This window comes from Xanthomonas euroxanthea (genome assembly GCF_903989455.1).
GTDB lineage: Bacteria > Pseudomonadota > Gammaproteobacteria > Xanthomonadales > Xanthomonadaceae > Xanthomonas > Xanthomonas euroxanthea.
Genome location: NZ_LR861803.1, coordinates 4613717 through 4639582, shown reverse-complemented (window position 1 = coordinate 4639582; position 25866 = coordinate 4613717). Strand labels below are relative to the sequence as shown.

At 67.7% G+C, this 25866-nt stretch carries 22 protein-coding genes; 13 read left to right on the top strand and 9 right to left on the bottom strand.

Annotation, left to right across the window (positions count from 1 at the left end):
* Positions 1–394: 394 nt before the first annotated feature.
* From uvrD to H7A86_RS19375, 3 genes are all read left to right on the top strand, one after another.
* Entirely contained in the window at positions 395–2581 is a 2187-nt protein-coding gene (gene uvrD, locus H7A86_RS19385; protein ID WP_104585164.1) for a DNA helicase II, read from the top strand.
* A 185-nt stretch (positions 2582–2766) separates the two neighbouring features.
* Entirely contained in the window at positions 2767–3348 is a 582-nt protein-coding gene (locus H7A86_RS19380; RefSeq protein WP_119131561.1) for a sugar O-acetyltransferase, read from the top strand.
* A 109-nt stretch (positions 3349–3457) separates the two neighbouring features.
* Positions 3458–3904 (top strand): universal stress protein, encoded by a 447-nt coding sequence (locus H7A86_RS19375; protein ID WP_104585166.1) that lies wholly within the window; start codon positions 3458–3460, stop codon positions 3902–3904.
* Between the two features lie 160 nt (positions 3905–4064).
* On the opposite strand, the gene tagK is transcribed toward H7A86_RS19375, so the two are convergent.
* Positions 4065–4739, bottom strand: coding sequence for a transcriptional regulator TagK (gene tagK / locus H7A86_RS19370; RefSeq protein WP_119131562.1), 675 nt, complete (start codon positions 4737–4739; stop codon positions 4065–4067).
* A 353-nt stretch (positions 4740–5092) separates the two neighbouring features.
* Here tagK and ecfK point away from each other — a divergent pair, with 353 nt between their 5' ends.
* Together ecfK and H7A86_RS19360 are read left to right on the top strand one after the other, a co-directional pair.
* Positions 5093–5632 carry an ECF-type sigma factor EcfK gene (ecfK, locus tag H7A86_RS19365; RefSeq protein WP_104650338.1) on the top strand — a complete coding sequence of 180 codons (540 nt, stop codon included), beginning with the start codon at positions 5093–5095 and terminating at the stop codon, positions 5630–5632.
* The gene (locus H7A86_RS19360; RefSeq protein WP_119131563.1) at positions 5611–8139 is read left to right on the top strand and encodes a serine/threonine-protein kinase; all 2529 of its coding nucleotides are present in this window, start codon (positions 5611–5613) and stop codon (positions 8137–8139) included. The genes ecfK and H7A86_RS19360 overlap by 22 nt, the downstream gene beginning before the upstream one ends.
* A 633-nt stretch (positions 8140–8772) precedes the next feature.
* On the opposite strand, the gene H7A86_RS19355 is transcribed toward H7A86_RS19360, so the two are convergent.
* The gene (locus H7A86_RS19355) at positions 8773–9054 is read right to left on the bottom strand and encodes a DUF2782 domain-containing protein (protein ID WP_104585172.1); all 282 of its coding nucleotides are present in this window, start codon (positions 9052–9054) and stop codon (positions 8773–8775) included.
* A gap of 77 nt (positions 9055–9131) precedes the next feature.
* Between H7A86_RS19355 and polA the strand changes: the two genes are divergently transcribed.
* The gene (gene polA, locus H7A86_RS19350) at positions 9132–11933 is read left to right on the top strand and encodes a DNA polymerase I (protein WP_119131564.1); all 2802 of its coding nucleotides are present in this window, start codon (positions 9132–9134) and stop codon (positions 11931–11933) included.
* Between the two features lie 424 nt (positions 11934–12357).
* Here the strand turns inward: polA and hemF are convergent, their stop codons facing one another.
* The 5 genes from hemF to H7A86_RS21105 form a co-directional block, all read right to left on the bottom strand.
* Positions 12358–13257: an oxygen-dependent coproporphyrinogen oxidase gene (gene hemF, locus H7A86_RS19345; protein ID WP_119131565.1), complete on the bottom strand. Its 900-nt coding sequence runs from the start codon at positions 13255–13257 to the stop codon at positions 12358–12360.
* Between the two features lie 573 nt (positions 13258–13830).
* Positions 13831–14403 (bottom strand): hypothetical protein, encoded by a 573-nt coding sequence (locus tag H7A86_RS19340; RefSeq protein ID WP_104585181.1) that lies wholly within the window; start codon positions 14401–14403, stop codon positions 13831–13833.
* Positions 14400–15116: a hypothetical protein gene (locus H7A86_RS19335; RefSeq protein WP_104585184.1), complete on the bottom strand. Its 717-nt coding sequence runs from the start codon at positions 15114–15116 to the stop codon at positions 14400–14402. The genes H7A86_RS19340 and H7A86_RS19335 overlap by 4 nt, the downstream gene beginning before the upstream one ends.
* A gap of 306 nt (positions 15117–15422) precedes the next feature.
* A complete protein-coding gene (locus tag H7A86_RS19330; RefSeq protein WP_180708176.1) occupies positions 15423–17783 on the bottom strand; it encodes a S9 family peptidase in 2361 nt (786 codons plus the stop codon).
* A gap of 44 nt (positions 17784–17827) precedes the next feature.
* Positions 17828–18142, bottom strand: a complete 315-nt coding sequence (locus H7A86_RS21105; protein WP_232099133.1) for a hypothetical protein — start codon at positions 18140–18142, stop codon at positions 17828–17830.
* On the opposite strand from H7A86_RS21105, the gene H7A86_RS19325 reads away from it, so the two are divergent.
* Positions 18141–19484 carry an AMP-binding protein gene (locus tag H7A86_RS19325; protein WP_180707955.1) on the top strand — a complete coding sequence of 448 codons (1344 nt, stop codon included), beginning with the start codon at positions 18141–18143 and terminating at the stop codon, positions 19482–19484. The two genes, H7A86_RS21105 and H7A86_RS19325, sit on opposite strands and share 2 nt — an antisense overlap.
* A 71-nt stretch (positions 19485–19555) precedes the next feature.
* Here the strand turns inward: H7A86_RS19325 and H7A86_RS19320 are convergent, their stop codons facing one another.
* Entirely contained in the window at positions 19556–20563 is a 1008-nt protein-coding gene (locus H7A86_RS19320) for a chorismate transformation FkbO/Hyg5 family protein (RefSeq protein WP_164740909.1), read from the bottom strand.
* A complete protein-coding gene (locus tag H7A86_RS19315) occupies positions 20560–21906 on the bottom strand; it encodes an NAD(P)/FAD-dependent oxidoreductase (protein ID WP_119129851.1) in 1347 nt (448 codons plus the stop codon). Before H7A86_RS19315 ends, H7A86_RS19320 begins: the two co-directional genes overlap by 4 nt.
* Before the next feature lie 323 nt (positions 21907–22229).
* Here H7A86_RS19315 and xanC point away from each other — a divergent pair, with 323 nt between their 5' ends.
* The 6 genes from xanC (at position 22230) to H7A86_RS19285 (ending at position 25863) form a co-directional block, all read left to right on the top strand.
* Positions 22230–22499: a xanthomonadin biosynthesis acyl carrier protein XanC gene (xanC, locus tag H7A86_RS19310; protein WP_005914783.1), complete on the top strand. Its 270-nt coding sequence runs from the start codon at positions 22230–22232 to the stop codon at positions 22497–22499.
* 37 nt (positions 22500–22536) lie between these two features.
* Positions 22537–23220, top strand: coding sequence for a COG4648 family protein (locus H7A86_RS19305; RefSeq protein WP_164740922.1), 684 nt, complete (start codon positions 22537–22539; stop codon positions 23218–23220).
* Positions 23221–23272: 52 nt separating this feature from the next.
* The gene (locus H7A86_RS19300) at positions 23273–24022 is read left to right on the top strand and encodes a lysophospholipid acyltransferase family protein (RefSeq protein ID WP_104585197.1); all 750 of its coding nucleotides are present in this window, start codon (positions 23273–23275) and stop codon (positions 24020–24022) included.
* A 71-nt stretch (positions 24023–24093) separates the two neighbouring features.
* A complete protein-coding gene (locus tag H7A86_RS19295; protein ID WP_232087889.1) occupies positions 24094–24321 on the top strand; it encodes an ApeI family dehydratase in 228 nt (75 codons plus the stop codon).
* Positions 24318–25292, top strand: coding sequence for a lysophospholipid acyltransferase family protein (locus H7A86_RS19290; RefSeq protein WP_104585201.1), 975 nt, complete (start codon positions 24318–24320; stop codon positions 25290–25292). The genes H7A86_RS19295 and H7A86_RS19290 overlap by 4 nt, the downstream gene beginning before the upstream one ends.
* A complete protein-coding gene (locus tag H7A86_RS19285; protein WP_119131841.1) occupies positions 25216–25863 on the top strand; it encodes a LolA-related protein in 648 nt (215 codons plus the stop codon). The genes H7A86_RS19290 and H7A86_RS19285 overlap by 77 nt, the downstream gene beginning before the upstream one ends.
* The last annotated feature ends 3 nt before the right edge of the window (positions 25864–25866 follow it).

Below are 25866 nucleotides of genomic sequence, written 5' to 3'. Positions count from 1 at the left end.
CCTTCTCCCGCCGGGAGAAGGTGGCGCGTAGCGCCGGATGAGGGCGCCTCAGACATCTACCAGTGCCTGCAGTGACAAACGCGTCGCCACGCGCCTTCGGACGTGATGCCCCGACTGCTTCGCCTCGTACCCTCACCCCGACCCCCGCTCCGCGCCCGGGCCCGGGTTCGGGTTCGGGCGCGGCCCACGTCTTGCGACGCGGGCGATCCAGGACACGCGCGCCAATGGCATGCAAGCGGCGCCTCTTCGCCCCACCGGGAGAGGGGCCTTACGTCCTTCTCCCGGTGGGAGAAGATGCCCCGCAGGGCGGATGAGGGCAGGGCGCAGCGCCGCATTCCCAACCGCTTCATCGCAATCTCAGCCGCAGCGACGCCACAACCGGTAAAATGCGGCGGTGGATGTCTCTCATTTGCTCGATCATTTAAACCCCGCCCAGCGCGAGGCCGTTTCCGCGCCGCCGGGGCATTACCTGGTGCTGGCCGGCGCCGGCTCCGGCAAGACGCGCGTGCTGATCCATCGCATCGCCTGGCTCAACGAAGTCCAGGGCGTGCCCAACCACGGCATCTTCGCGGTGACCTTCACCAACAAGGCCGCCGGCGAAATGCGCCACCGCACCGACCTGCAGCTGCGCAACGGCAGCCGCGGGATGTGGATCGGCACCTTCCATGGGCTGGCGCATCGGTTGCTGCGCCTGCACTGGCAGGATGCGCGACTGCCGGAAGGCTTCCAGGTCATGGACAGCGACGACCAGCTGCGGCTGGTCAAGCGCGTGGTGCAGGCGCTGGAGCTGGACGAGGGCAAGTATCCGCCCAAGCAGATGAGCTGGTGGATCAACGAGCAGAAGGACGAAGGCCGCCGTCCGCAGCATATCCAGCCCGAGCCCAACGACGACTGGACCGAGGTGCGCCGGCAGGTCTACGCCGCCTACCAGGAGCGTTGCGACCGCTCCGGCCTGCTGGACTTTGCCGAGTTGCTGCTGCGCGCGCATGAACTGCTGCGCGACACCCCGGCCTTGCTGGCGCATTACCGTGCGCGCTTCCGCGAGATCCTGGTCGATGAGTTCCAGGACACCAACGCCATCCAGTATGCCTTCGTGCGCGTGCTGGCCGGCGAGACCGGGCATGTGTTCGTGGTCGGCGACGACGACCAGGCCATTTACGGCTGGCGTGGTGCCAAGGTCGAGAACGTCCAGCGCTTCCTGAAGGATTTTCCCGGCGCGCAGACCGTGCGGCTGGAGCAGAACTACCGTTCCAGCGCCAATATCCTGGGCGCGGCCAATGCGGTGATCGCGCACAACCCGGACCGCATCGGCAAGCAGCTGTGGACCGACTCCGGTGACGGCGATCCGATCGACCTGTACGCGGCCTACAACGAGGTCGACGAGGCGCGCTATGTGGTCGAGCGCGCGCGGCAGTGGGTGCGCGACGGCGGCAGCTACGGCGAAGTGGCGGTGCTGTATCGCAGCAACGCGCAGTCGCGCGCGCTGGAAGAAGCGCTGATTTCCGAGCAGCTGCCGTACCGCGTGTACGGCGGCATGCGCTTTTTCGAGCGCGCCGAAATCAAGGATGCGTTGGCGTACCTGCGCCTGCTCACCAACCGCAGCGACGATGCCGCGTTCGAGCGCGCGGTCAACACGCCCACGCGCGGCATCGGCGATCGCACGCTGGATGAAGTGCGCCGCCTGGCACGCGCCAATGCGTTGTCGCTGTGGGAAGCGGCGATGTTGTGCACGCAGGAAAACACCCTGGCCGCGCGCGCCCGCAATGCGCTGGCCACGTTCCTGAGCCTGGTCGGCCAGCTGCATGCCGAAACCGGCGACATGGAACTGGCCGAACGTATCGACCATGTGCTGATGCGCTCGGGCCTGCGCGAGCATTGGGCCAAGGAAAGCCGCAGCGGGCTGGATTCGGAATCGCGCACCGAGAACCTGGACGAACTGGTGTCGGTTGCCTCGCGCTTCACCCGCCCGGACGATGAAGACAGCCAGGGCATGACCGAGCTGGTGGCCTTCCTGGCCTATGCCTCGCTGGAGGCCGGCGAAGGCCAGGCGCAGGCCGGCGAAGAAGGCGTGCAGCTGATGACGCTGCATTCGGCCAAGGGCCTGGAATTCCCCATCGTGTTCCTGGTCGGCCTGGAAGATGGCCTGTTCCCCAGCGCACGCTCGCTGGAAGAAAGCGGCCGGCTGGAAGAAGAGCGGCGCCTGGCCTATGTGGGCATCACCCGCGCGCGGCAGAAGCTGGTGCTGTGCTACGCCGAATCGCGGCGCATCCACGGCCAGGACAACTACAACGTGCCCTCGCGCTTCCTGCGCGAAATCCCGCGCGAGTTGCTGCACGAGGTACGCCCGAAAGTGCAGGTCTCACGCACCGCCTCGCTGGGCGCGACGCGCGGCGGGCCGGTACACGGCGTGGTCGAAGCCGCACCGATCAAGCTCGGTGCCAATGTCCAACACCCCAAGTTCGGCGGCGGCGTGGTCGTGGACTATGAAGGCGCCGGCGGGCATGCACGCGTGCAGGTGCAGTTCGACGACGTCGGCGCCAAGTGGCTGGTGATGGCCTACGCGAATCTGACGGTGGTGTAGGCGGGGCGTGCAATCGCTGCATTGCCGGGGTGTGCTCGTTAGGCGGCGGCCGCGTCCCGATCCGGCCGGACGGTGTCATCGGCATGAAGGCACTGCCGGCAGCATTGGTGCATCGCCCGATGCATTCACTGCGGCATCCGTGACACCCTTGCGTTCGAATCGAACGCAGGCAGACCCACGGCCCGATGCGCACCGAAAAACACAAGATGCTGGCAGGCGAGCTCTACAACGCTGCCGATGACCAACTGCAGGCCGACCAGACGGCCGCGGCCGACTGGATGGCGCGCTACAACGCCAGCGCCGCGCAGCCGTCTGCCCACCGGCACGCGCTGCTGGTCGAGCGCTTGGCCGAGGTGGGTGCAGGCGCGGTGATCCGCCCGCCGTTTCATTGCGACTACGGCTACAACATCCGCCTGGGCGCCGGCGTGTTCCTCAACTTCAACTGCGTGATCCTGGATGTCTGCGAGGTCAGCATCGGCGAGGGCACGCAGGTGGGCCCGGCGGTGCAGTTCTATGCCGCCGACCATCCGCGCGACGCGGCAGGACGCGCCAGCGGGCTGGAGTTCGGGCGACCGATCCGCATCGGGCGCAACGTATGGATCGGTGGCGGTGCGATCATCCTGCCGGGCGTGTGCATCGGCGATGATGCGGTGATCGGCGCCGGCGCAGTGGTCACCCGCGATGTGCCGGCCGGCGCGACCGCGCTGGGCAATCCGGCGCGTATACGCGCACGCCGCGACGCTGCCGATGCGGCGCCAACCGATTGAATATTGCAGCAACCCGCGTGGCGGCATTGATGCGGATCAAGGCGTGTGCCGCAGCGGACTGTCAGGCTGATTCCACCGGCAGCCAGGCCGGTCATCCAAGGAGGTCACCATGTACAAACGTATCCTGATCGCCATCGATGCGTCCGAGTTGTCGCATCGCGGGTTGTTCCAAGGCCTGGAGTTGGCCAAGGCCACCGGTGCCAAGGTGGACATCGTCACCGTGTCCGAGCCGTGGGCGATGGGCATGTACGACGCGATGGGCTGGAGCGTGGGCTACGAGGCAAGTCCGGAGTACCGCAAGGAACGCGAAGCTGCCGCAGAGAAGATCCTGCGCCCGGCGCTGGAGCTGGCAGCCGCGGCCAATATCAAGGCCACCTCGCGCCACGTGCTGGACCGCTTCGCCGCCGAAGGCATCGTGCAGACCGCCAAGGAGTGCAACAGCGATCTGATCATCATGACCTCGCACGGCCGCCGCGGCATGCGCCGCGTGCTGCTCGGCAGCCAGACGGTGGAAGTGCTCACGCACAGTTCGATTCCGGTGCTGGTGATCCGCTGACTGCCGGACGTCTTGCTGCGCAGGACCACCTGCAGCGCATCGCGCGCTCAAATCGCACATCCTCTTGGCGGCACGTCTTTTCGTAGGAGCGCGCCCGAGCGCGACGAAGCGTTACCGGCCACACCCATCGCGCGCAGGCACCGCTCCTACGCCGATTGAATCAGCGTTCCATCGGCTCCGGCCGAGCTGCAGCAAGGCGTGTGGCGTGTGCAAGACGCCGTAGCGCCTCGGGATGCAGCAGGTCGCGATCCAGCAAGGCCGCGGAGCGCATCGGCGGCATGCCGGTACGCACCGGCGCGTCTTCCCGGAGCGGCTGCGGGCTCAGCTCGCGCATGAAGCGCCATAGCGGCATGGCGTGCCCGCGGCGTGGCGCATGCGTCGGCTGCGCGGCACGGCACTGGCGGCGCCACTGCACCGGCGGCATGCCGAAACGCTGCTGGAAACAGCGTTGGAACTGGCGCTCTGATGCAAAGCCCACTTCATACAGCAACCAGGTCAGGCTGCACTCCGGGTAGGCCTGCAGATAGCGGTGCGCGGTGCACAGGCGCCGCTCGCGGATATGGCGGGCCACCCCGCCGCGCGACTGGAACAGCCGGTACAACGACGCACGCGACACCGCGAACGCCTGCTGCAGGGACTCGGTACCGAGCTCGGCTTCGCCGATGTGCTGCTCGATATAGGCCAGCAGCTCGCTCATCAGCGGCGCGTGCGCCTCCACCGATGCGGAGGCCTGCGGGACGATGGCGTTGTCATAGCCGGTGTTGCTCATGCGGGTGCTGCCTGCGGCCCGCTCCCCGGGGCCTGTCATCTGACCAACCGAGAAAAGCGGCGCCAGGCCATCACCGCGTTTCGTGAACCCGGCGCTGCGTCACGCGTCGGTGTGATCGGCGCCAATCCAGGCCAATCGGCCGGCCCCTTCCTCGATGCACCGCGGCGCTGGAAAGCTGCATGGACGCTGCCTGTGCCTTGGGTGGCGGCCAACGCAAAGCCAATCGCAACGGCATCGCATCGAGGTCAGGGTCGGGAACGGCGCTGGCTGAAGAAAATGCAGCATGGCAGGCAGACCGTTGCGCGGGATGCTTGGGTACCAAGCCCCGGCTGATCGAGCGAGCTAAACCGTTTGGTTTTGAAACGCCCGCCCGATCGCCAATGCGGGATACTGGGTTCTCACGCAGGCGAGATGGCCCGATGTCCGAGCTGCCGATCACCGAGTTGTTGCAGGCCTGGCAGCGCGACGAACCCGGCGCGGGCGATGCATTGGCGCGGCAGGTGTACACGGCGCTGCGCGAGACCGCGTTGCGGGCGCTGCGGCGCGATGCACGCGCGGGCTTGCAGGCGACCGAGCTGGTACATGAGGCGTGGATGCGGCTGGAGCAGGGCCAGCAGGGGTTTCAGTCGCGCGCGCATTTCTATTCGGTCGCCGCGCTGCAGATGCGCCATCTATTGGTGGATCTGGCGCGGCGGCAGGCCAGCGCCAAGCGGCTCGGGCAGGCGGTAACGTTGACGATCAGCCTGTCCGATGGCGCGCCGCGGCCGGAGGCATTGCTGATGGTTGCCGATGCCTTCGACAAGCTGGCGCGCGTGGATGAGCGCAAGGCCAAGGCATTCGCGCTGACCGAACTGGTGGGTTTCAGCGTGGCCGAGGCGGCCGCGCAACTGGAGGTATCGGTGCCGACGCTGGAGCGCGATCTGCGCTTTGCGCGGGTGTGGCTGGCGGCGCAGCTATGAACAGTGCCGCCACCTCCTGGCAGCGATTGGAAGCCTTGTTCCATCAGGCCTGCCAGCTGCCGGTGGACGCGCGCCAGGCGTTCGCGCGCGCGCAGGCCGGCGAGGACGTGGTGCTGCGCGATACATTGCTGGCGATGCTGGCAGTGGAATCGCAGGCCACGCTACGCGTCCGCGCACCGTTGAAACAGGCCGTGGCGGCGTTGCGCGCGCCATTGCCGGAACTACCGGCCGGTACCCGCTTCGGTGCATGGGCGATCGACCGTCTGATCGGTGCCGGTGGCATGGGCCAGGTATACCTGGGCCATCGTGCCGACGGTGCGTACGAGCGCGAGGTGGCGATCAAGCTGGTCGCCGCCGACGCGCTGGATGTGCAGGGGCGCGCGTTGTTCGAGTTTGAATGTCGCTTGCTGGCGCAGATGGTGCACCCGGCGATCGCGCAGATCCACGACGTGGGCACCGACGCGCACGGCCGCCCGTACCTGGTGATGGAATACCTGCGCGGCGAGCCGATCACCTGGTGGTGCGATGCGCATCTGCTGTCGCTGCAGGCGCGTGTGCAGCTGATGCTGCGGGTCAGCGAAGCGGTGCAGCATGCGCACCAGAAAGGCGTGATCCATCGCGACCTCAAGCCCGGCAACGTCTTGGTCAGCGACATCGACGGGCGGCCGATGCCGGGCGTGATCGACTTCGGTATCGCGATCGATGCGGCCAACCCGGCCATGCGCTTCGCGCAGGGGCGCGGCACGCCCGGCTACATGAGTCCGGAACAGGCGCGCGGCGCGCAGGACATGGACGCACGTAGCGACATCTATGCACTGGGCGCGATGTTCTATGAGTTGAGCTGCGGGCTGGCGCCGGTGGCCGGGCGCGATGGGTTGCCGCAGCCACCATCGCAACGCGTGGCGGCGGTACCGGCCGACGCGCGTGCGCGGATCTGCGCGGCACGCGCGACCACGCATCCGCGACTGCAGCAGCAACTACGCGATGGCCTGGATGCGATCGTGTTGTGCGCGTTGGCGCCGGAGCCTGTTGCACGCTATGCGTCGGTGTCGGCCTTGATGGACGACCTGCATCGCTGGCTCGACGGGTATCCGCCACGCGCCCTGCAGGCCGGCCATTGGTTGCGCGTGCGCAAGTTTGCCCAGCGCCACCGCAGTGGCGTGTTGGCTGCCGCCCTGGCGTCCACTGCGCTGATTGCCGGCCTGGGCGCAACGTTGTGGTCGCTGCAACATGCTGCGCGCGATGCGCAACGCGCGCAGGTCACCGGCGATTTCATGAGTTCGGTATTGTCCAGCGTGGATCCGGGCATCGCGCAGGGTCTGGACAAGACGCTGATGCTGCGCGTGCTGCAGCAGGCGTCGCAGCGTGCCGCGCGCGAGCTGGCCGACCAGCCTGACGCGCGTCTCCAGGTGGAGCTGACGCTGGGCCGCACGCTGATCGCGCTTGCCGACTATCCGCAGGCGGCGGCGCATCTGCGGACTGCGCATGCACTGGCGCAGCGCAGCAAGGGCGCTGCCAGCCTGCAGGCATTGCAGGCAGCGTCGATGCTCGGCCAGGCGCTGACTGGCGCCGGCAAGGCGGGCGAGGCCGAACAGGCGCTACGCCAGGGCATGGCGCAGGCAGCGCACGGCAACGCGAGGCAACAGGCGCTGGGCAATGAGATGCGTGCGTGGCTGGCGTGGACGCTGCGCGGCCAGGGCCGCATGCGCGATGCACTGATGGAGGGCCGGCATGCCTATGTCGCTGCCGTGGCCAACACGTCCACCACTGCCGACCAACGCATCGACGCGGGCAATGTCTATGCCGGCATTCTGGCCGACGTCGGGCAACTGACCCCGGCGATTGCATTGCAGCGCAGCCTGCTGCGCGAGCGGGTTGCCGCACATGGTCCCGACCACCCGCTGGTCGTGCCGATGCGCAACAGCCTGGCCATGTTCCTGCTGATGCAGCGCGATTTTGCCGCAGCCGAAACCGAACTGGCCGCGCTGCTGCGCGTCACCGGCAAGCTCTATGGCGATAACGCCGCCGATACCTTGATGGTGGAAGGCAACCTGGCCCATGCATTGCGTCAGCAGGGCAAGCTGGCCGAGGCCGGCCCGCATTACCGCGCCGCGATGGAGCGTGCGCGCACCGTGTTCGGCGACGATGCGCAAGCCACCATCACCTACCGCAGCAACCATGCCCTCTGGCTGCTGGATGCCGGGCAGGTGGATGCCGCATTGGCCGAGCAACGCGCATCGCTGGCCTCGTCCCTGCGTGTGTTGGGCCGGGCGCATCCACAGACCGCCGAGATCCTGCGCGGCATGTCCGAGGCCGAGCGCAGGCTCGGCCAGCGGGCTGCCGCGCGCGCTCACGCACAGCAGGCCTTGCAGATCCTGACCGGCATCTACGGTGATGCCGAGGAGCCATTGCGTGCCGCACGCCTGACCTTGGCGCAGGTCACCCCGGCCAGTGCGCCTCCTGCCACTGCCAGCGCACCGAACACGGCCGCGGTTGCGCAACGCTGAGAGCCCGTGCCGGGTTGGCCGGGTGCCACCGGCCGAGCGTGGCTGCCACTGCAAAGGTTGAAGCGTGGCCCTGCATGTCGCGCGCCTGACAGGCCTGGACGCGTGCCCGATGATCGCCGGCGAGGCACCGCGTGTCGGCGTGTCGGGGGGCGGGCCTGAGCCCCAGGGCACTACCATGCTGATCGGCGGCCTGCCCGCGACGCGCATCGTCGGCCTGGCGATGCGATGCACCTCGGCCCCCGTCTGGCAGCGTGGCCGGCGTGCCCATCGCATCAGCCGGCATCCGGACCGTCACCGCGGCCGGCACGCCGCCGGCCTCCGTCAACGCCACCAGTGCCGCTGCCGGCTGCTCGATCCAGCCACGGCTCCGGCTCACCGTGCCGGCCTCCGCCGTTGCCGTCGTTGGGCAGCGCCCGGCCGGCCACAGCGCGGCGTTTGCGGATCTGTCCACCAGCGGCACCCGCCCTCAGCCTGGCCCGCACCGACCCCGCGCACCAATTCGCCGCCGCAACGCCGCAAGGTGCCGTTTCCGGGACCAACGACTGAAGAGCCAATGGACCGACAGCCTACGATTCCCGATTCCCGATTCCCGATTCCCGATTCGATCCCGAATCCCGAATCCCGAATCCCGAATCACCAGCTATACAGCTTCCAATACACCTTGTTGACCTTGTCCCTCTCGGCATCGGTATGCCCGTCGTGATCGCGGTCGTACAGGAAGTAGGGCGCCCCGCGTGCAGGCGTCACCCGCACCATTTCCAGCTGGCCGTTGACGCGGTACTCGTCGACCTTGTCGCCGTTGCCCATGGTCTTGCTGGTCACATCCGCGCCGGCCGGCACATCGCCGACCGCACCGCTGGTGGCGCAGCCGCCGAGCAGCAGTAACGGCAGCAGCAAAAGACTCGCTCTGATCATTGTCGTCATCCGTTCTAGGTCGCCGGCCAGTATGCGCTGGCAAGGTGTAGCGTGGGCGTGCAGCGTAGAATTGGCGCATGAGCAGATTAGTCCTGATCGACGGGTCCAGTTACCTGTACCGCGCGTTCCACGCGCTTCCGCCGCTGACCAACGCCCAGGGCGAGCCCACCGGCGCCTTGTTCGGCGTGGTCAACATGCTGCGCGCCACCCTGAAGGAGCGCCCGGCCTATGTCGCGTTCGTGGTGGATGCACCGGGCAAGACCTTCCGTGATGACTTGTATGCCGACTACAAGGCCAATCGTCCGTCGATGCCCGACGACCTGCGCGCGCAGGTGCAGCCGATGTGCGACATCGTGCATGCGCTGGGCATCGACATCCTGCGCATCGATGGCGTGGAAGCCGACGATGTGATCGGCACGCTGGCCCTGCAGGCCGCCGCCGATGGCCTGAGCGTGACCATCTCCACCGGCGACAAGGACTTCGCCCAGCTGGTCCGCCCGGGCATCGAGCTGGTCAACACCATGAGCGGCAGCCGCATGGATTCGGACGCGGCGGTGATCGCCAAGTTCGGCGTGCGCCCCGACCAGATCGTCGACCTGCTGGCGCTGATGGGCGACACCGTCGACAACGTGCCCGGCGTGGAGAAGTGCGGCCCCAAGACCGCCGCCAAATGGCTGGCCGAATACGAGTCGCTCGATGGCGTGATCGCCAACGCCGACAGGATCAAGGGCAAGATCGGCGAGAACCTGCGCGCCGCATTGCCGCGGCTGCCGCTCAACCGTGAGCTGGTCACCATCAAGACCGACGTGACGCTGGCCAGTGGCCCGCGCGCGCTGGACCTGCGCGAGCCCAACGCCGAGACGCTGGCGGTGCTGTACGCCCGCTACGGCTTCACCCAGGCGCTGCGCGAACTCGGCGGCGCCGCTGCCCAGGCCGGCCTGCCGACCGAGCCGATGGCGCTCGGCGCCGCCGCCGCCAGCGCCCGCACCGAACCCGGCCGCGCCCGCGGCACCGGCTTCGTGTCCGGCCCGGTCAGCGCCCCGGTGGAGGTGGACCCGGCACTGTCGGCACCCGGCCAGTACGAGACCATCCTGACCCAGGAACAGCTCGACGGCTGGATCGCGCGCCTGCGCGCCGCCGGCCAGTTCGCCTTCGATACCGAAACCGACAGCCTGGATCCGCTGCAGGCCGACCTGATCGGCCTGAGCGTGGCCGCCGAGCCCGGCCAGGCGGCGTATCTGCCGTTCGGCCACAACTTTCCCGGCGCCCCGGCCCAGCTCGACCGCGCCCAGGCGCTGGCGCAGCTGGCGCCGCTGCTCACCGACCCTGCGGTACGCAAGCTCGGCCAGCACGGCAAGTACGACCTGCATGTGATGCGCCGCCACGGCATCGCCCTGGCCGGCTATAGCGACGACACCCTGCTGGAAAGCTTCGTGCTCAATTCCGGCAGCGCCCGCCACGACATGGACAGCCTGGCCAAGCGCTACCTGGGCTATGACACGGTCAAGTACGAGGACGTTTGCGGCAAGGGCGCCAAGCAGATCCCGTTCGCCCAGATCAGTCTGGAGGACGCCACCCGCTACGCCGCCGAAGACGCCGACATCACCCTGCGCCTGCACCAGGTGCTCGGCCCCAAGCTGGCCGCAGAACCCGGCCTGGAGCAGGTCTACCGCGACATCGAGATGCCGCTGGTGGAGGTTCTTGCACGCATCGAGGCCAACGGCGTGTGCGTGGACGCGGCCGAACTGCGCCGCCAGAGCGCGGACCTGTCCAAGCGCATGCTCGCCGCCCAGCAGAAAGCCACCGAGCTGGCCGGGCGCAGCTTCAACCTGGATTCGCCCAAGCAGCTGCAGGCGCTGCTGTTCGACGAGCTCAAGCTCCCCGCGGTGGTCAAGACGCCCAAGGGCCAGCCCTCGACCAACGAAGAGGCGCTGGAGGCCATCGCCGACCAGCACGAGCTGCCACGGGTGATCCTGGAATACCGCGGCCTGACCAAGCTGCGCAGCACCTACACCGACAAGCTGCCGGAGATGATCCACCCGCAGTCCGGGCGCGTGCACACCAGCTACCACCAGGCCGGTGCGGCCACCGGGCGGCTGTCCTCGTCCGATCCGAACCTGCAGAACATCCCGATCCGCACCGAGGACGGCCGCCGCATCCGCCGCGCCTTTGTCGCCCCGGCCGGGCGCAAGCTGATCGCCTGCGATTATTCGCAGATCGAGCTGCGCATCATGGCGCACCTGTCCGGCGACCCCGGCCTGGTGGGCGCGTTCGAGTCCGGTGCCGACGTGCACCGCGCCACCGCCGCCGAGGTGTTCGGCCGCACCATCGACACCGTCAGCGGCGACGAGCGCCGCGCCGCCAAGGCGATCAACTTCGGCCTGATGTACGGCATGAGCGCCTTCGGCCTGGCCCGCCAGCTCGGCATCGGCCGTGGCGAGGCGCAGGACTACATCGCGCTGTACTTCAGCCGTTACCCGGGCGTACGCGACTTCATGGAGACCACCCGCCAGCAGGCGCGCGACAAGGGCTACGTGGAGACGGTGTTCGGCCGCCGGTTGTATCTGGATTTCATCAACGCCGGCAGCCAGGGCCAGCGTGCCGGCGCCGAGCGCGCCGCCATCAATGCGCCGATGCAGGGCACCGCCGCCGACATCATCAAGCGCGCCATGGTCAGCGTGGACGGGTGGATCGCCGAGCACGCGCAGCGCGCGCTAATGATCCTGCAGGTGCACGACGAACTGGTGTTCGAAGCCGAGACCGATTTCGTCGACACGCTGCTGAGCGAAGTGACCGCGCGTATGTCGGCTGCTGCTGAATTACGCGTGCCGCTCGTGGTTGACTCGGGGGTTGGCGACAACTGGGATGAGGCGCATTGATGCAGGAGTGGCGCCGATATGCTGAACGCGCAGACCAGACATAATGCGTATCGGACCTGCGCCGATGGAATGAATAACCGCTAAATTCTACATTTTTTTAACAGGTATCTTCACGATCCATCAATGTAGAAAATGGTGTTATATCCCTCGACGGGCGCAACGCCTGTCGTCAGATCTCTCCCATCCCCTGGAGCAGATCTCGGAACGGAAACTACTCCCCAAGTTTCCGTTCCCTGGCCCCGCCGACCTCCCCCTGGTCTGCGGGGCTTTTTATTTTCGGCGTCGAATTATTTTGCTACGCAACATAACCGGTTCAGCGCATTGCGCATTCACCGGTACCGTTGGTAATCACAAATTTAAATGGGCTGAATTACTTCAATTAATCAACACAGCGTTTCATCAGTACCGTGTTCTTTATCTGGATTCAGCCCAGCCAGTCGCGCGGTACCAGATAGTCCATCAGCCGCGCCTCGGCGCTACCCGGTTCAGGCGTGAAGCCATATTCCCAGCGCACCTGTGGCGGCAGGCTCATCAGGATGCTTTCGGCACGCCCGCCACTTTGCAGGCCGAACAGCGTGCCGCGGTCGTAGACCAGGTTGAACTCCACGTAGCGGCCACGGCGGTAGAGCTGGAACTCGCGTTCGCGTTCGCCGTAGGGCGTGTCCTTGCGGCGCGTGACGATCGGCAGGTAGGCCTCCAGGAAGCCGTCGCCGACCGCGCGCTGGTAGGCGAAGTCGCGTTCGAAATCCTGACCCAGGTCGTCGAAGAACAGCCCGCCCACGCCACGGGTCTCGTTGCGGTGACGCAGGAAGAAGTACTCGTCGCACCAGCGCTTGTGCGCGGCATAGCGTTCCTCGCCGAACGGCGCGCACAGCGCCTGCGCGGTGCGGTGCCAGTGCAGCACGTCCTCGTCGACCGGATAGAACGGGGTCAGGTCGAAGCCGCCACCGAACCAGGCCGCCACCACTTCGCCATCGCGCTCGGCGCGGAAGTAGCGCACGTTGGCGTGGGTGGTGGGGACATGCGGATTGTGCGGATGGAACACCAGCGACACGCCACAGGCGCGCCACGTCGCCCCGGCCAGCTCGGGCCGATGCGCACTGGCTGACGGCGGCAGGCGCGAGCCGGACACATCGGAAAACCCGATGCCGGCCTGCTCGAACACCGCGCCATTGCGCAGGATGCGGGTGCGTCCGCCACCGCCTTCCTCGCGTTGCCATAGGTCTTCGGCAAAACACGCGCTGCCATCGATGGCTTCCACGGCAGCGCAGATACGATCCTGCAGGCCGGTCAAATAATCGCGTACACGGTCGAATTCGTTCATGCCACGATTCTAAGCGCTGCGTCGCGCTTCTTGCAGTCGGGCAAACGCGCCCGTTTGTCGCAGGGCGAGGCGCTGCGTCGTGTGGGGATTGGGCGCATGAGCAGCCAGGCTTTGCTGCGTCGTCTCACACCAGGCTTCACGCCTGGCGTTTTCGGTTGGGATTGGGCGGTGTGGGCGAGGCAGAAGCAAAAGCAAAAGCAAAAGTAGAAGCAGGGCGTTGATCTGCTGGTTTGCTGCAGGGCCCTTGCCCGCCTACCATCGCAGGACACGCCGCAAGTACGTCCATGTAGGCTCTTACGCGGCCTCCATGCCGCGTAAGGTCCCGCGACGGTAGGTGGGCAAGGACCTGTCGAGATGGCCGGTGTACATGGAAAGAGCAGAAGCGGGGGTGGCGGTCGGGCCAAGGTCCCGCGGCGGCGGGCGGGCAAGGACCAGTCGGGATGGTCGGTGTACATGGAAAGAGCAGAAGCGGGGGTGGCGGTGGGTCGGGCCAAGGTCCCGCTGCGGCGTGCACGGACCATCGGGGATGGTCGGTGTGCATGGCTGGGGACGCAGGCCAACTTCAACCAGCGATCATGCCTTGCGCGAGGCCGTAAATTCGGCGCGCACCGCAGGCGTGCACAACCGCCATGCCAGCGCTGCGTGGAGACAGCCGATCGCCAGCACGCCCAGGCCCGTCAGCAGCAGCGCCGCCTGGCGTGTTGCCTGCAGGCGTGCCTGCAGCTCCGGCCACTCGGGGCTGTGCAGGACGTCGGCCGGCAGCATCGCCTGCACGCCCTCGAACACCGGCCCGATCAACGCCAGGCCGCCGACATTGAGCAGCCCGGTCACCAGCAACACCGCTACGAACCCGACCCGCGCCCACTCGCGTCGCTGCAGCAAGGCCCAGCTCAACCATGCGAAGGCGACCGACAGCACCACGCCTACGACCGACAATGACACGGCATGATCGATCAGCCACTGCAACGAGGCGGGCAGGGTGATCCCTTCGGGCAGGCCCAGCGTCGCCGCGTCGGGCATCAGCGCGATCATCACGATCTGCAATAGGTTGGACATCGCACTGACGACGCCCAGCAACAAGGACACCCACGCCAGCGGCGTGACGAAGCCGCCGCGTGGTCGGGAGGCTGGTGCCGGCGTGCTCATTGCAGCGATGCGATATGGGTGGCCACGGCAGCCTGGCCCGGAGGATCCAGCGCTGGCTGCAGTTGCGCGTACCAGCCCGGCAGCGCGTCGGCCGGCAGGCACTGGCGCAACAACGGTGTGCTGCGCTCCAGGAAGGCGTCGAGGAAGGGCAGCCCGCGCACGTAGAGGAAGTGGCTGTCGGTGATCGACATTCCGGCGTAGGCCTCGCGCAACCACTCCAGATGCGGCAACGCGTGTGCGCCGTGACCGGCGCGGGTCAGCGCGGTGAGGAAACTGGTGCGTGCGGTGGCCGGCGAGGTGGAACGCTCCTGCGCGTTCAAATCATCGAAGGTCAGCAACCACTGCTCGCCACGATCGATCTCGTTGCACATCACCGAGGTGGTCGCCAACTGCAGTGCGTTGTGTGCGGTGGGTTCGAGCTCGTACAGCGCCAGCCAGTGCGGATACGCTTCGTGATAGCGGTCCAGCGCACTCAGCGCCAGTGCGCACAGGCGTTGCGCGTCGGCACCCAGGTGCAGCTGCGCCTGCGCAGCGTTGTAGGCGCCCAGCTGATCGCCGCGCTGGAACAGGGTCAGTGCGGGCTGCAGTGCCGGGTCGATCTCGACGTCGGTCGCGGTGTCATCGGCTGCAGCCGCCGGCGCTGCGGTGGGTTCGGTTCGGGGCGTCGTGGCCACCGGGGTCTTGCGTCCAAACAAACGGTCCCACAGGCCCATCGCGATTACCTTCTGCGCGCCGCGAATCGGAAACCGCTGCGGTGCCGGCGGCGCTCCGGTCGGGCGGCGGGCCGGCAGAGGGGAGCGCAATGCGCCAGCGATCTGCCGATCCTGCGCCAAGCTTAGAGCTAGTTGCGTACGTGGAGGTGAGTACCGACATGGTGTGGCGTGGCATGCGTAACGCAGTGGCGCATCACGCGTGCGACGTGGCTGGCCTGCAGCTTGCTGCAGGATGCGGATGCTGCCGCTGCGACATGCCATCGGCCGGACGATGTACCACCCATCGCCCGGTCGCAGCGCCATGGCTTACGGCTTCACCTGCTCATTGAACAGCTTGAGGATGCGCTTGTATTCGTCCAGCCACGAATCGGCGCGGGTAAAGCTGTGGCGTTCCAGCGGATACGGTGCCACCTGCCAGTTGTCCTTGTGCAGCTCCATCAACTTCTGGGTCATGTCGACCGAGTCCTTGAAGAACACGTTGTCGTCGATCATGCCGTGCGCGATCAGCAGATGGTCGCGCAACCCGTCGGCGTAATTGATCGGCGATGAGGTCTTGTACGCGTCGGGGTCGAGCTCGGGCGTGTTGAGGATGTTGGAGGTGTACTCGTGGTTGTACTGCATCCAGTCGCCCACTGGACGCAGCGCCGCGCCGGCCTTGAACGTGCCGGGGCTGCGGAACAGCGCCATGTAGGTCATGAAGCCGCCGTACGAGCCGCCGTAGATGCCGGCACGCGCGCGGTCGCCCTGCTTCTGCGTCACCAGCCACTCCAGCCCGTCCAGGTAGTCTTCCAGCTCCGGATGGCCCATGTTGCGGTAGATCGCGGTGCGCCAGTCGCGGCCGTAGCCCTCAGAGGCGCGGTAGTCCAGGTCCAGCACGATGTAGCCCTGCTGCACCAGCAGGTTATGGAACATCTGCTCGCGGAAATACGGCGTGTAGCGCTGCGAGACGTTCTGCAGGTAGCCGGCGCCATGCACGAACATCACGATCGGATACTGCTTGCCGGGCGCGGGGTTCTGCGGCCCGTAGTACTTGCCCCAGACCGTGCCGGCGCCATGCCGGGACGGCACCTGCACGTACTGCGGTGCGATCCACGGCTGCGCCTTGAAGGCGGGGGTGCGGGTGTCGGTCAGCAGCGTGGCCTGGCCGCCTGCGGCCGGCACCACCGCCAGCTGCGGTGGCAGGTAGCTGCCGGAATAGCGCACCAGCAATTGCTGCCCGTTCGGCGACAGACGGAAGCCTTCCACCCCATTCAACGCAGTGACTTCGGTGAGCTGGTCGCTGCGCAGATCCAGCTTGCACACCTCGTAGTCGCCCGGCCATGTCTGATTGCACAGAAAGAACATGCTGCTGCCGTCGGCGCTGGGTACCGGCATCGACACTTCCCACTTGCCGCGCGTGCGCTGGCGCGGCTTGCCGTTGCCTTCCACGGTGTACAGCTGCGAATAGCCGGATTCTTCCGACAGCAGCCACAGCGTGCGGTTGTCGGGCAGCCAGCCGAAATCGTTGAAGTCCCAGTTGATCCAGGCGCTGTCGCTCAGGCGATGCCGCGGCTGCAAGGTGGCATTGGCCAGATCCACGCTGGCGATCCAGCGGTCCTTGTTGTCCACCGTGCGAATCTCCACCGCCACATTGCGCCCGTCATCGCTCCAATGCACCGCCGGCCCGCTGCCGTCGCCATCGCTTTCCACACGCACGGCGCGGTTGCCCTTGAGCGGATCTTTCCTGGCGGCCTTGCGCAGCGCGGCCAGCGGGTCGGTGGCAATGCCCGGCAGCGTGTCGAACGACAGCGCTCTGGCGGTGCCGGCGCTGACATCCACCAGCCACAGCGCATGCGCCACCGGTGCATTGCGACCGACGCGGGTGCGCACTTCCTGGAATTCCTCGTAACCGGATTCGGTCACGTACTTGGGCATCTTGCCGGCCTGGCCCTCTTCGGCGCCCTTGGCCTGGGTGACCACCAGCAGATGGCGGCCGTCCGGCGACAACGCGCTGTCGACGATCTCCACCTCATCGCCCAGATACACCGGTGCCGCCGCACGGGTGGCATCGGCGCGGCGCCAGGCGTCTTCCTGCGCGCGTAAGGCATCGCGCTGCTCACGATCGCGACGCAGCGTGGCCAGCGTGGCCAGCTGCTGCTCGCGCAACACGTCGGCCTTGGGCGCAGCGTTGGGATCGCGCTCGGCCTTGACCACCGCAACCTGCGCGGTGCCGGCGTCGGCGCGCCAGTGGTACCAGTTGTTGCCCGCGCGCCAGATCGCACCGCCATCGCTGGCGAACTGCGGCCGCGATTCGACCTCGTTGCTGCGGGTCAGCTGGGTCAGCGCGCCGGAGCGCAGGTCGCGCAGGAAGATGTCGCCATTGCGCGCAAACAGCATGCGCTGACGGGTCGCATCGTAGCTCGGGTTATCCGCATCCAGGCCGGCACGGGCGTTGTCGGCCACGCGTTCGGCAGTGCCGCCGCCGGCGCCCTGGCGGTAGGTGTCGCGCACCGGTGAGCCATCGCGCTTGAGCAGGTATTGCACCTGCTTGCCGTCCCACTGCCACCAGGCCTGATCCACCGACGGCCCGATCCAGTCCGGATCGGCCATCACCTGTTCGATGGTGAGCGGTGTGGCGGACTGCGCGTGCGCGGTGACAGCCAGCAACAACAAGGACAGCGGCAACAATCTGGGCATCGGTAACGACTGGACGCAACAAGGAGCGGACAAGCCTAGCAGCTCGCTTCCATCGGAGGCTTGGGCCACAGGTCATGGACGTGGGGCGGTGCGTGCGTCATCGACGAGGCAAGGCATTCGCCGCTGGCGGACGCGACCAGCTGCGGTGCGCGCATGTCGGCCGACGCCAGCGCATCGGCGCGATGCACTCCACGCCGCGCGCCGCGCCAGCAGCGACGTGGAGCCTGGGTCATGTACGCCTTTGCCCAGGTTCGAACCGTCACCGCCGCCGCGTAGCTGGAAACCTCCCGACTTGCCAGCAGCGCAGGTGGCGGCCAAGCTAGCGCGCTTTTGCGATTGTCGGTTCCCATGTCCAGCCTGCCTGTTCCTGCCGTTTCCCACCCGATGGCCGTCGGCGCGCCCGGCCGGCCGCTGGCCTGGCGCGCGGGGCAGTTGGTCGACCTGGCCACCTTCATCGCGCACGTGCACGGCCTGGCGCAGCAGCTGCCGGACGGTCGCCACGTGGTGAACCTGTGCGAGGACCGCTATCGCTTCATGGTCGCGTTCTATGCCTGCGCGCTGCGCGGCCAGGTGTCACTGCTGCCGTCCTCGCGCGCACCGGCCGTGGTCGGCGAGGTGCAGGCGCGGCATGCTGATGCGTACTGCCTAGGCGATCTGGCGCTGGAGCTGGCGCCGCCGCGCTACTGGCAGTTGCCGGCCGAGTTGCCGCAGGCCCCGGGCCCGATCCCGCAACTGGCCGACGATGCCCTGGTGGCCATCGGCTTTACCTCCGGCAGCACCGGCAGCCCGCAACCCAACCCCAAGACCTGGGGCAGCTTCCTGACCAGCACGCGCCAGGACCTGGTTGCGCTGGAAAGCCTGTGGGCGCACACCGACGCGGTGCCGCACGTGGTCGCCACGGTGCCGCCGCAGCACATGTACGGCATGGAATTGTCGGTCCTGCTGCCGATGGTGACTGCGCTCGCGGTGCATGCGGGCCGCCCGTTCTTCCCGGACGATGTGGCGCGCGCGCTGGCCGATGTTCCCGCCCCGCGCGTGCTGGTGACCACGCCGGTGCATCTGCGCGCGCTGGTGGAATCGGGCGTGGCGTTGCCGCCGCTGGTCGGCATCGTCTCGGCCACCGCGCCGTTGGCGCAGGACGTGGCCGCTGCCGCCGAGGCGCGCTTTGGCGGCGAGGTGCGCGAGATGTTCGGTTCGACCGAAACCTGCGTGTTCGCCGTGCGCCGCACCGCGCTGGAAGCGGCATGGACACCGCTGCCCGGTGTCCGCCTGGAAACGCAGGCGGCAGGCACCTTGGTGCACGCGCCGCATCTGGCCACGCCGGTGCTGCTGGCCGACATGATGGACGTGGCCGCCGACGGCCGTTTCCAGGTGCGCGGCCGGCAGGCCGATCTGCTGGAAATCGCCGGCAAACGCGCCTCGCTGGCCGATCTCACCCGTCGCCTGCTGGCCATCCCCGGCGTGATCGATGGCGTCATCGTGCAACTCGCACCCGACCCCGGCCAGGCGGTCGGGCGCATCGCCGCACTGGTGGTCGCCCCGACCCTGGACGAGGCGCAGATCCTCGACGCCCTGCGCGTCAGCGTCGACCCGGTGTTCCTCCCGCGCCGCCTGCGCAAACTCGCCGCACTGCCACGCAACGAAACCGGCAAGCTGCCACGCGATGTGGTGCTGGGTTTGCTCAACAGCTGATTGCAGGTCTCGCCACGGAGCATTGCTGCTGCGTGGCTGCAGCGGGTATCAGTATTGACGCCCGCAATCGCTCACCCATGCACCCCGTCGATCTCCACCGCCAGCTCGTCGCGGCAGATCACCGCGTGCAGCAGCAGGCGCGGCACCGCATCGCCGAAGCGGGCGTCCAGTGCCTGGGCGACCTTGGGCAGGTCGTCCTGCTCGCGCACGTAGACCTTCAGGCGGGTGCCGGCGCCGAACTGCGTGGGCAGGGCGGGGGCGTGCTGGCGTGCGGCGCCGAGCAGGGCGTCGAAGTTGGCGAAGGTTTCTTCCAGCTGCGCCAGCAGCTGGCCGGTGTGCATCGAGGCATGCCCGACCACGGCGGCGGTGCCCGACAGCAGCAGCGGCATGTCGCTGCCGGCCGGCGGCAGCATGGCGCGCGCGAAACTCGGCGGCTGCGGGCCGTACTGGCGCGGGTAGTTGTAAGCGCTGACCTGGCGCGGATTCTCCAGCGGGGTACCGGCATCGGCGGCGGCCAGCCAGTAGATCTGGATGATGCGCTCGGCATCGCAGCGGCCCACCGCGGTGGCGGCCGGCAGCTGCGCAGTGTCGAAGGCGCCCAGGCCGCGCGCACGGCCCACGCAGAACTGCCGGTAGCGTTCGCGGTCGCCACTGCCCAGGGTGATGGCGTCCAGATAGTTCCAGATACGCAGCAGGCGCGGCGTCTGGCTGCCGGTGACGAAGGCGGTGATTTCCGCATAGGCCTTGGCGGCGGCGGTTTCGATATCGACATCCTGCTCGTCGATTTCGATCACGCCGAACTGCAGGCGGCCGTCACTGGCCCAGGCGATGTTGCCATCGCGGCCGCTGTGCACGGCTGCATCGCTGCGCCACACCTCCAGCATCTCGGCCTGATACGGCTGCAGCGGCACGCGCAGGTAGCGCGGGTCGTCCAGGCGTGGCGCCGCGGTGCCGAAGCCGAACACGGCCAGCACCTGCGGGTCGGCCAGCAGTGCGGACGGGTCGGTCTGCTCGACATAGTCGACCTGCAGACGGGGATGGCGCACGCTGTGCGTGGTCTGGGCCTGGGAAGCGGTCATCGGGTGTCCCGTCGTTGCGTGTCGCGTTGCAAGGTCTCGCCGTCGAAGCCGAGCGTGGCCTGACGTCGGCGTTGGCGCCAGGACTGCCAGGCGCGCGGCATCATCGACAAGGTGGTCAAGGCATAGATGGCGCGGAACGCGCGCAGGCGCAGCCGCACCCTGGGGCTGTCGAACACGTCGCCGGCCAGCATCGCCACCACCGCTTCTTCGATCCGCCAGGTGTTCTGCGGTTGCGCGAACAGGGCGCGCATGGTCGGCGAGGTGAAGCGGTAGATGAACCACTTGAACTCGTCCACGCCGCGCCTGAGTTCGCGCTGCAAGGCGCGCTGCAGTTTCGCCTCGTGCTGCGGCATGCGCAGGGCCTGGTCCACCATCGCCGCACCGCGTTCGGCGCTGTGCATGGCCAGAAACACGCCCGACGAAAACATCGGGTCGACGAAGGTGTAGGCATCGCCCAGCATCAACCAGCGCGGGCCGGACATGCGCGTGCATTCGTAAGCGTAGTTGCCGGTGGCATGCACCGGGGCCACGCGTTCGGCGCCGAGCATGCGCGCGTTGAGCTCGGCATTGAGCGCGAGCGTGCGCATGAAAAAGCCCTCGCTGTCGCCCTTGCGGGTCTTCATGTATTCCGGGTAGCAGACCGCGCCCACGCTCATGATGTCGTCCGGCAACGGAATCAGCCACATCCAGCCATGTGCGTGGCGGTAGATGCTGATGTTGCCGGCATCCTCGCCCGGCCGGCGCGCCACGCCGCGGAAGTGGCTGAACAACGCGGCCGACTGATGTTTGGCATTGGCGCGTTTGAGCTTGAAGCGGGTGCCCAGGAAGGTGTCGCGGCCGCTGGCATCGAGCAGATAGCGCGGGCGGAACCGCTGCACCCCGGCCACGCCTTGCGCCTGCAGCACCGGCTGCTGCCCGTCGAACTCCACCGCTTCGACCTTGACCTGATCGCGCGCATCCACGCCCACTGCCCGCGCGCGCTCGAACAGCACCTGGTCGAACTGCGCACGTGGCACCTGGAAGGCGAAATCGGCCTTGGCATCGAGCGCATGCGAAAAACGGAAGGTGTTGTAGCCGCCGCTGTCGTTGGGAAAGTCCGCCCCGCGCTTGAGCACGCCGATGTCGCGCACGTCCTCCAGCACGCCCAGGCGTTCGAGAATCGGCACGTTCATCGGCAGCAGCGACTCGCCGATATGGAAGCGCGGATGCTGCGCCTTCTCCAGCAAGGTCACCTGCCAGCCCTGCTGGGCCAGCACGATCGCCGCCGTACAGCCCGCCGGCCCGCCGCCGATGATCAGGACATCCGGGCACTCGGGCCCGGGAGCCGGCCCGGCTGCCGGCATGGCGGTCGGGGTGGGGCGAACAGCAGTGGAAGTCATCCTGGAACGAACCTGCAGCGGGCGAGCGTCATGCAGTCATGATAGCCTGACCGGCGGCCCGGACAGGTATGCCGGCCGCCGAATCGCTGTTGCAGAACGATCGACGCCATCGACAATGCGGCCGCAAGGCAGCCGCGGCGAGTGCTCGGAATCGGCCGGCACGGCAACGTACACTGTGTTGCGCAATCGCCCACGCCGACCTGACGGTTGTCTGTGACGCTGTGGTGGTTGTGCTGAAGTCCCTCGCTCTGATCCTGTCGCCCGACCCTCACCTGGAAGCTCTCTGGATGTCCTCGCAAACCGCTGCCGAACGTGAACTGGCCGAACTCCTGGTCGAAAGCCTGAACCTGGAAGACGTCCAGCCCGCCGACATCGATCCGGAGGCGCCGTTGTTCAATACCGGGCTGGGGCTGGATTCGATCGACGCGCTGGAACTGGCGCTGGCGATCAGCAAGCGCTACGGCTTCCAGCTGCGCTCGGACAATGACGAGAACCGTCGCATCTTCGCGTCGCTGCGCGCATTGTCGGCGCATGTCCAAGCCAACAAGACCGTCTGACCTGCCAACTGCAGCGCCTGCCGATGCGCCCCCGTGGGTGCTGGGGCTGGGCGTGCTGCTGGCGGTGGCGTATTCGCCGCTGGCGCATTGGGCCAACGCCAGCCATCGCCCGGACCTGGCGGTCATCGCCGGGGCCTTGCTGGTGCTGATGGTGCTGATCGAGCCGATGGTCGCGCGCCGCGCCTGGGCCTGGGCGCTGGCCGTGCTGACCTTGCTGGGCCTGAGCGCGTTGTGGCACTCGCCGTACGCGATGCTGGTGCTGGCCGCGCCGCCGGTGGTGTTCACCGGCTGGATCGCCTGGTTCTTCGGGCGCAGCCTGCGCCGCGGGCGCACGCCGCTGATCAGCCGCATTGTCGAAGGGCTGTATCGCCAGGCCGGCATGCCGATCACCCCGGAGCAATACCGCTACACGCGCCGCCTCACCCTGGCCTGGGCGTTGCTGCTGTGCGCGCTGACCCTGGTCAACCTGGTGCTGGGCCTGTGCGCCGAACCCAGTGGCGTGCTGGCGCAACTGGGCCACGCCTCGCCGCTGCCGATCAGCGACGCGCGCGCGTCGTTGTTCGCCAATCTGCTGGCGTACGGGGTGGTTGGCGGATTCTTCGTGGGCGAATATCTCTTGCGCGGCCGCTGGTTTCCACAGCGCCCCTATCGTAATCTGCCAGACTTCTTGCGCCAGATGGCGCGGCTCGGGCCGGAATTCTGGCGCGATCTGCTGCGCTGAGTGCGTGGCCAGGGCAGCGACGTACGTGCACATTTTCGGGGACAAGACAAAAATGCCGTTGGCAAGGATGCCGTCGCGCCTGGCGTGGGCCGTGTTCAATCTGCTGCAACTGGCCTTCACGCTGACGTTTACCGCTGGCGGAATCGTCTATGCCCTGGTGCTGCTGGCGATCACGCGCGATGCCGACCGCCTGCTGCGCATGGGCGCCTGGATGTGGTCGCCGGTGCTGTTTCGCGGCGCCGGCGCCAAGGTGATCGTGGAAGGCCGCGAGCGCGTGGACTGGTCCAGGAATTATCTGTTCGTCAGCAACCACCAGTCGGTCATCGATATCTGCGCGTTGTTCTACGCCTTGCCGGTGCCGCTGCGGTTCCTGCTCAAGGACGAGATGCTCAAGGTGCCGTTCGTGAACTGGTATGCGCGGGCCACCGGCATGCTGTTCCTGGACCGCGACAGCCGGCGTGCTGGGGCGATGGTGCGCCGGCAGGCAGCGGCGCTACTGCGCGAGGGCAAACAGTTGTGTCTGTTTCCCGAAGGTACCCGCAGCCGCAGCGGCGCATTGTTGCCGTTCAAGGCCGGGCTGTTGCAGGCCGCTATCGATGCTGGCGTGCCGGTGGTGCCGGTGGCGCTGGATGGCTGCGGCAAGGTGCTGCCGGTGGAGGGTGTGTTCAGGGTGCGCCCGGGCATCATCCGTGTGCGTATCGGCGATCCGATCCCGGTGACCGGGCCGGATGCGCCGGATCGCCAGCAATTGACCGAGCAGGCACATGACGCCGTGGCTGCAATGCTTCAACCCAGGATTTGAGTTGCCCGCTTATGGATTTTGTCGTGCCGCATGATCATCCCTGCCTGCCCGGGCACTTTCCGGGGCGTCCCGTGGTGCCTGGCGTGGTCGTGCTCGACCATGTACTGCAGGCAGTGGAAGCCGCCCATGGCCCACGCGCGGCGGCGCGCCTGCCGCAGGTGAAGTTCGTGCGGCCGTTGCTGCCGGGGCAGGTGGCATCGATCACGCTGGACGGCGTTGGCCCGCGCTGGCGCTTTCGCGTGCAGCGCGCCGACGAGCTGCTGGTCAGCGGCGAACTGGTGGCGGAGGCGGCGCAATGAGCAGCCAGTGGAAGCAACGTCCCGAAGGCGGCGGACGTTTCGCGCTGTGGCTGATCCGCGGCATCGCCCAGCACGCCGGGCGCGCGGTGGGACGCGCGCTGCTGTACCCGATCACGCTGTACTTCCTGCTGGTGCGTGCGCCCGAGCGCAGCGCCTCGCGTGCCTATCTGACCCACGTGCTGGATCGCCCGGCCACGCTGCGCGACGTGGCGCGGCATATCCACACCTTTGCCTCGACGATTCTGGACCGCGTGTACATGCTGTGCGGGCAGATGCAGCGCTTCCGGGTCGACATCACCGGGCTGGATCAGCTGCATACGCAGATGGACCGCGGCCGCGGCGTGCTGATCTTCGGCTCGCACCTGGGCAGCTTCGATGCGCTGCGCGTGCTGGCCACCGAGCGGCCGGACGTGCAGGTCAAGGTGGTGCTGGACAAGGCGCACAACCGCGCCATGACCGAGCTGCTGGGCGCGCTGAATCCGCAGCTGGCGGCCAACATCATCGATGCCGGCATGGACGCGACCTCGATCGTCATGGCGATCAAGGACGCCACCGATGCCGGCGCGCTGGTCGCGCTGCTGATCGACCGCCCGCGCGAGGGCGACCCGGCATTGCCGGCGATGTTCCTCGGCCGCAACGCGATGTTCCCGACCTCGCCGTGGCTGATCGCCGCAGCGCTCAAGGTGCCGGTGGTGCTGGCGTTCGGCCTGTATCGCGGCGGCAATCATTACGAGCTGGCGTTCGAGACCTTCAGCGAAGGCCTGGACGTGCCACGCCGCCAGCGTGCGCCGGTGCTGGCGGTACTCATGCGCGATTACGCGGCCAGGCTGGAACATTACACCCGCTACGCGCCGTACAACTGGTTCAACTTTTACGATTTCTGGAACACCCACCATGCCGATGTGCCGCACCCTGCCGTGGATGCTGATACTGCTGTTCAGCGCCGCACCGCTATGCGCCGCACCGCCTGAGACGCTGGACGTGGGCCAGGTGCTGCAGCGCCTGGCTCGCCCCGTACCGGTCAGCACCGAGTTCGTCGAACTGCGTGGCTCGGCCCTGCTGAAGACGCCGCTGCGCGTGCAGGGCTACTACCGGCGTCCGGACGCACAGACGCTGGTGCGCGAGGTCAGCGCACCGTATCGCGAGACCACCACGTTGCAAGGCGACCAAGGCGTGCTGGAACGCGAAGGCAAGGCGCCGCGGCGTTTTGCGCTCAGCCGCGTGCCCGAGCTGGCCGGATTGAAGTCCGGCTTCGGCGCATTGCTGGCCGGCGACCGCGCGCTGCTGGAGCAGCACTACCGCATCAGCGGGCAGGGCCAGCTGCAATCCTGGGCATTGACCCTGCAGCCCAAGGACGCCGCTGTCGCCAGGCAGGTACGCGAGTTGCGGCTGTACGGGCGCAATGACGAGTTGCGCTGCATCGAAAGCCTGCCGGCCAAGGGCGAGGTGCAGCGCACGCTGCTGGCCGGTGCCGCGCGCGAGGCTGCACGCGTGACCGATGCGGCGGCGCTGACCACGCTGTGCCACGGGTCGGGCGCGTGACGC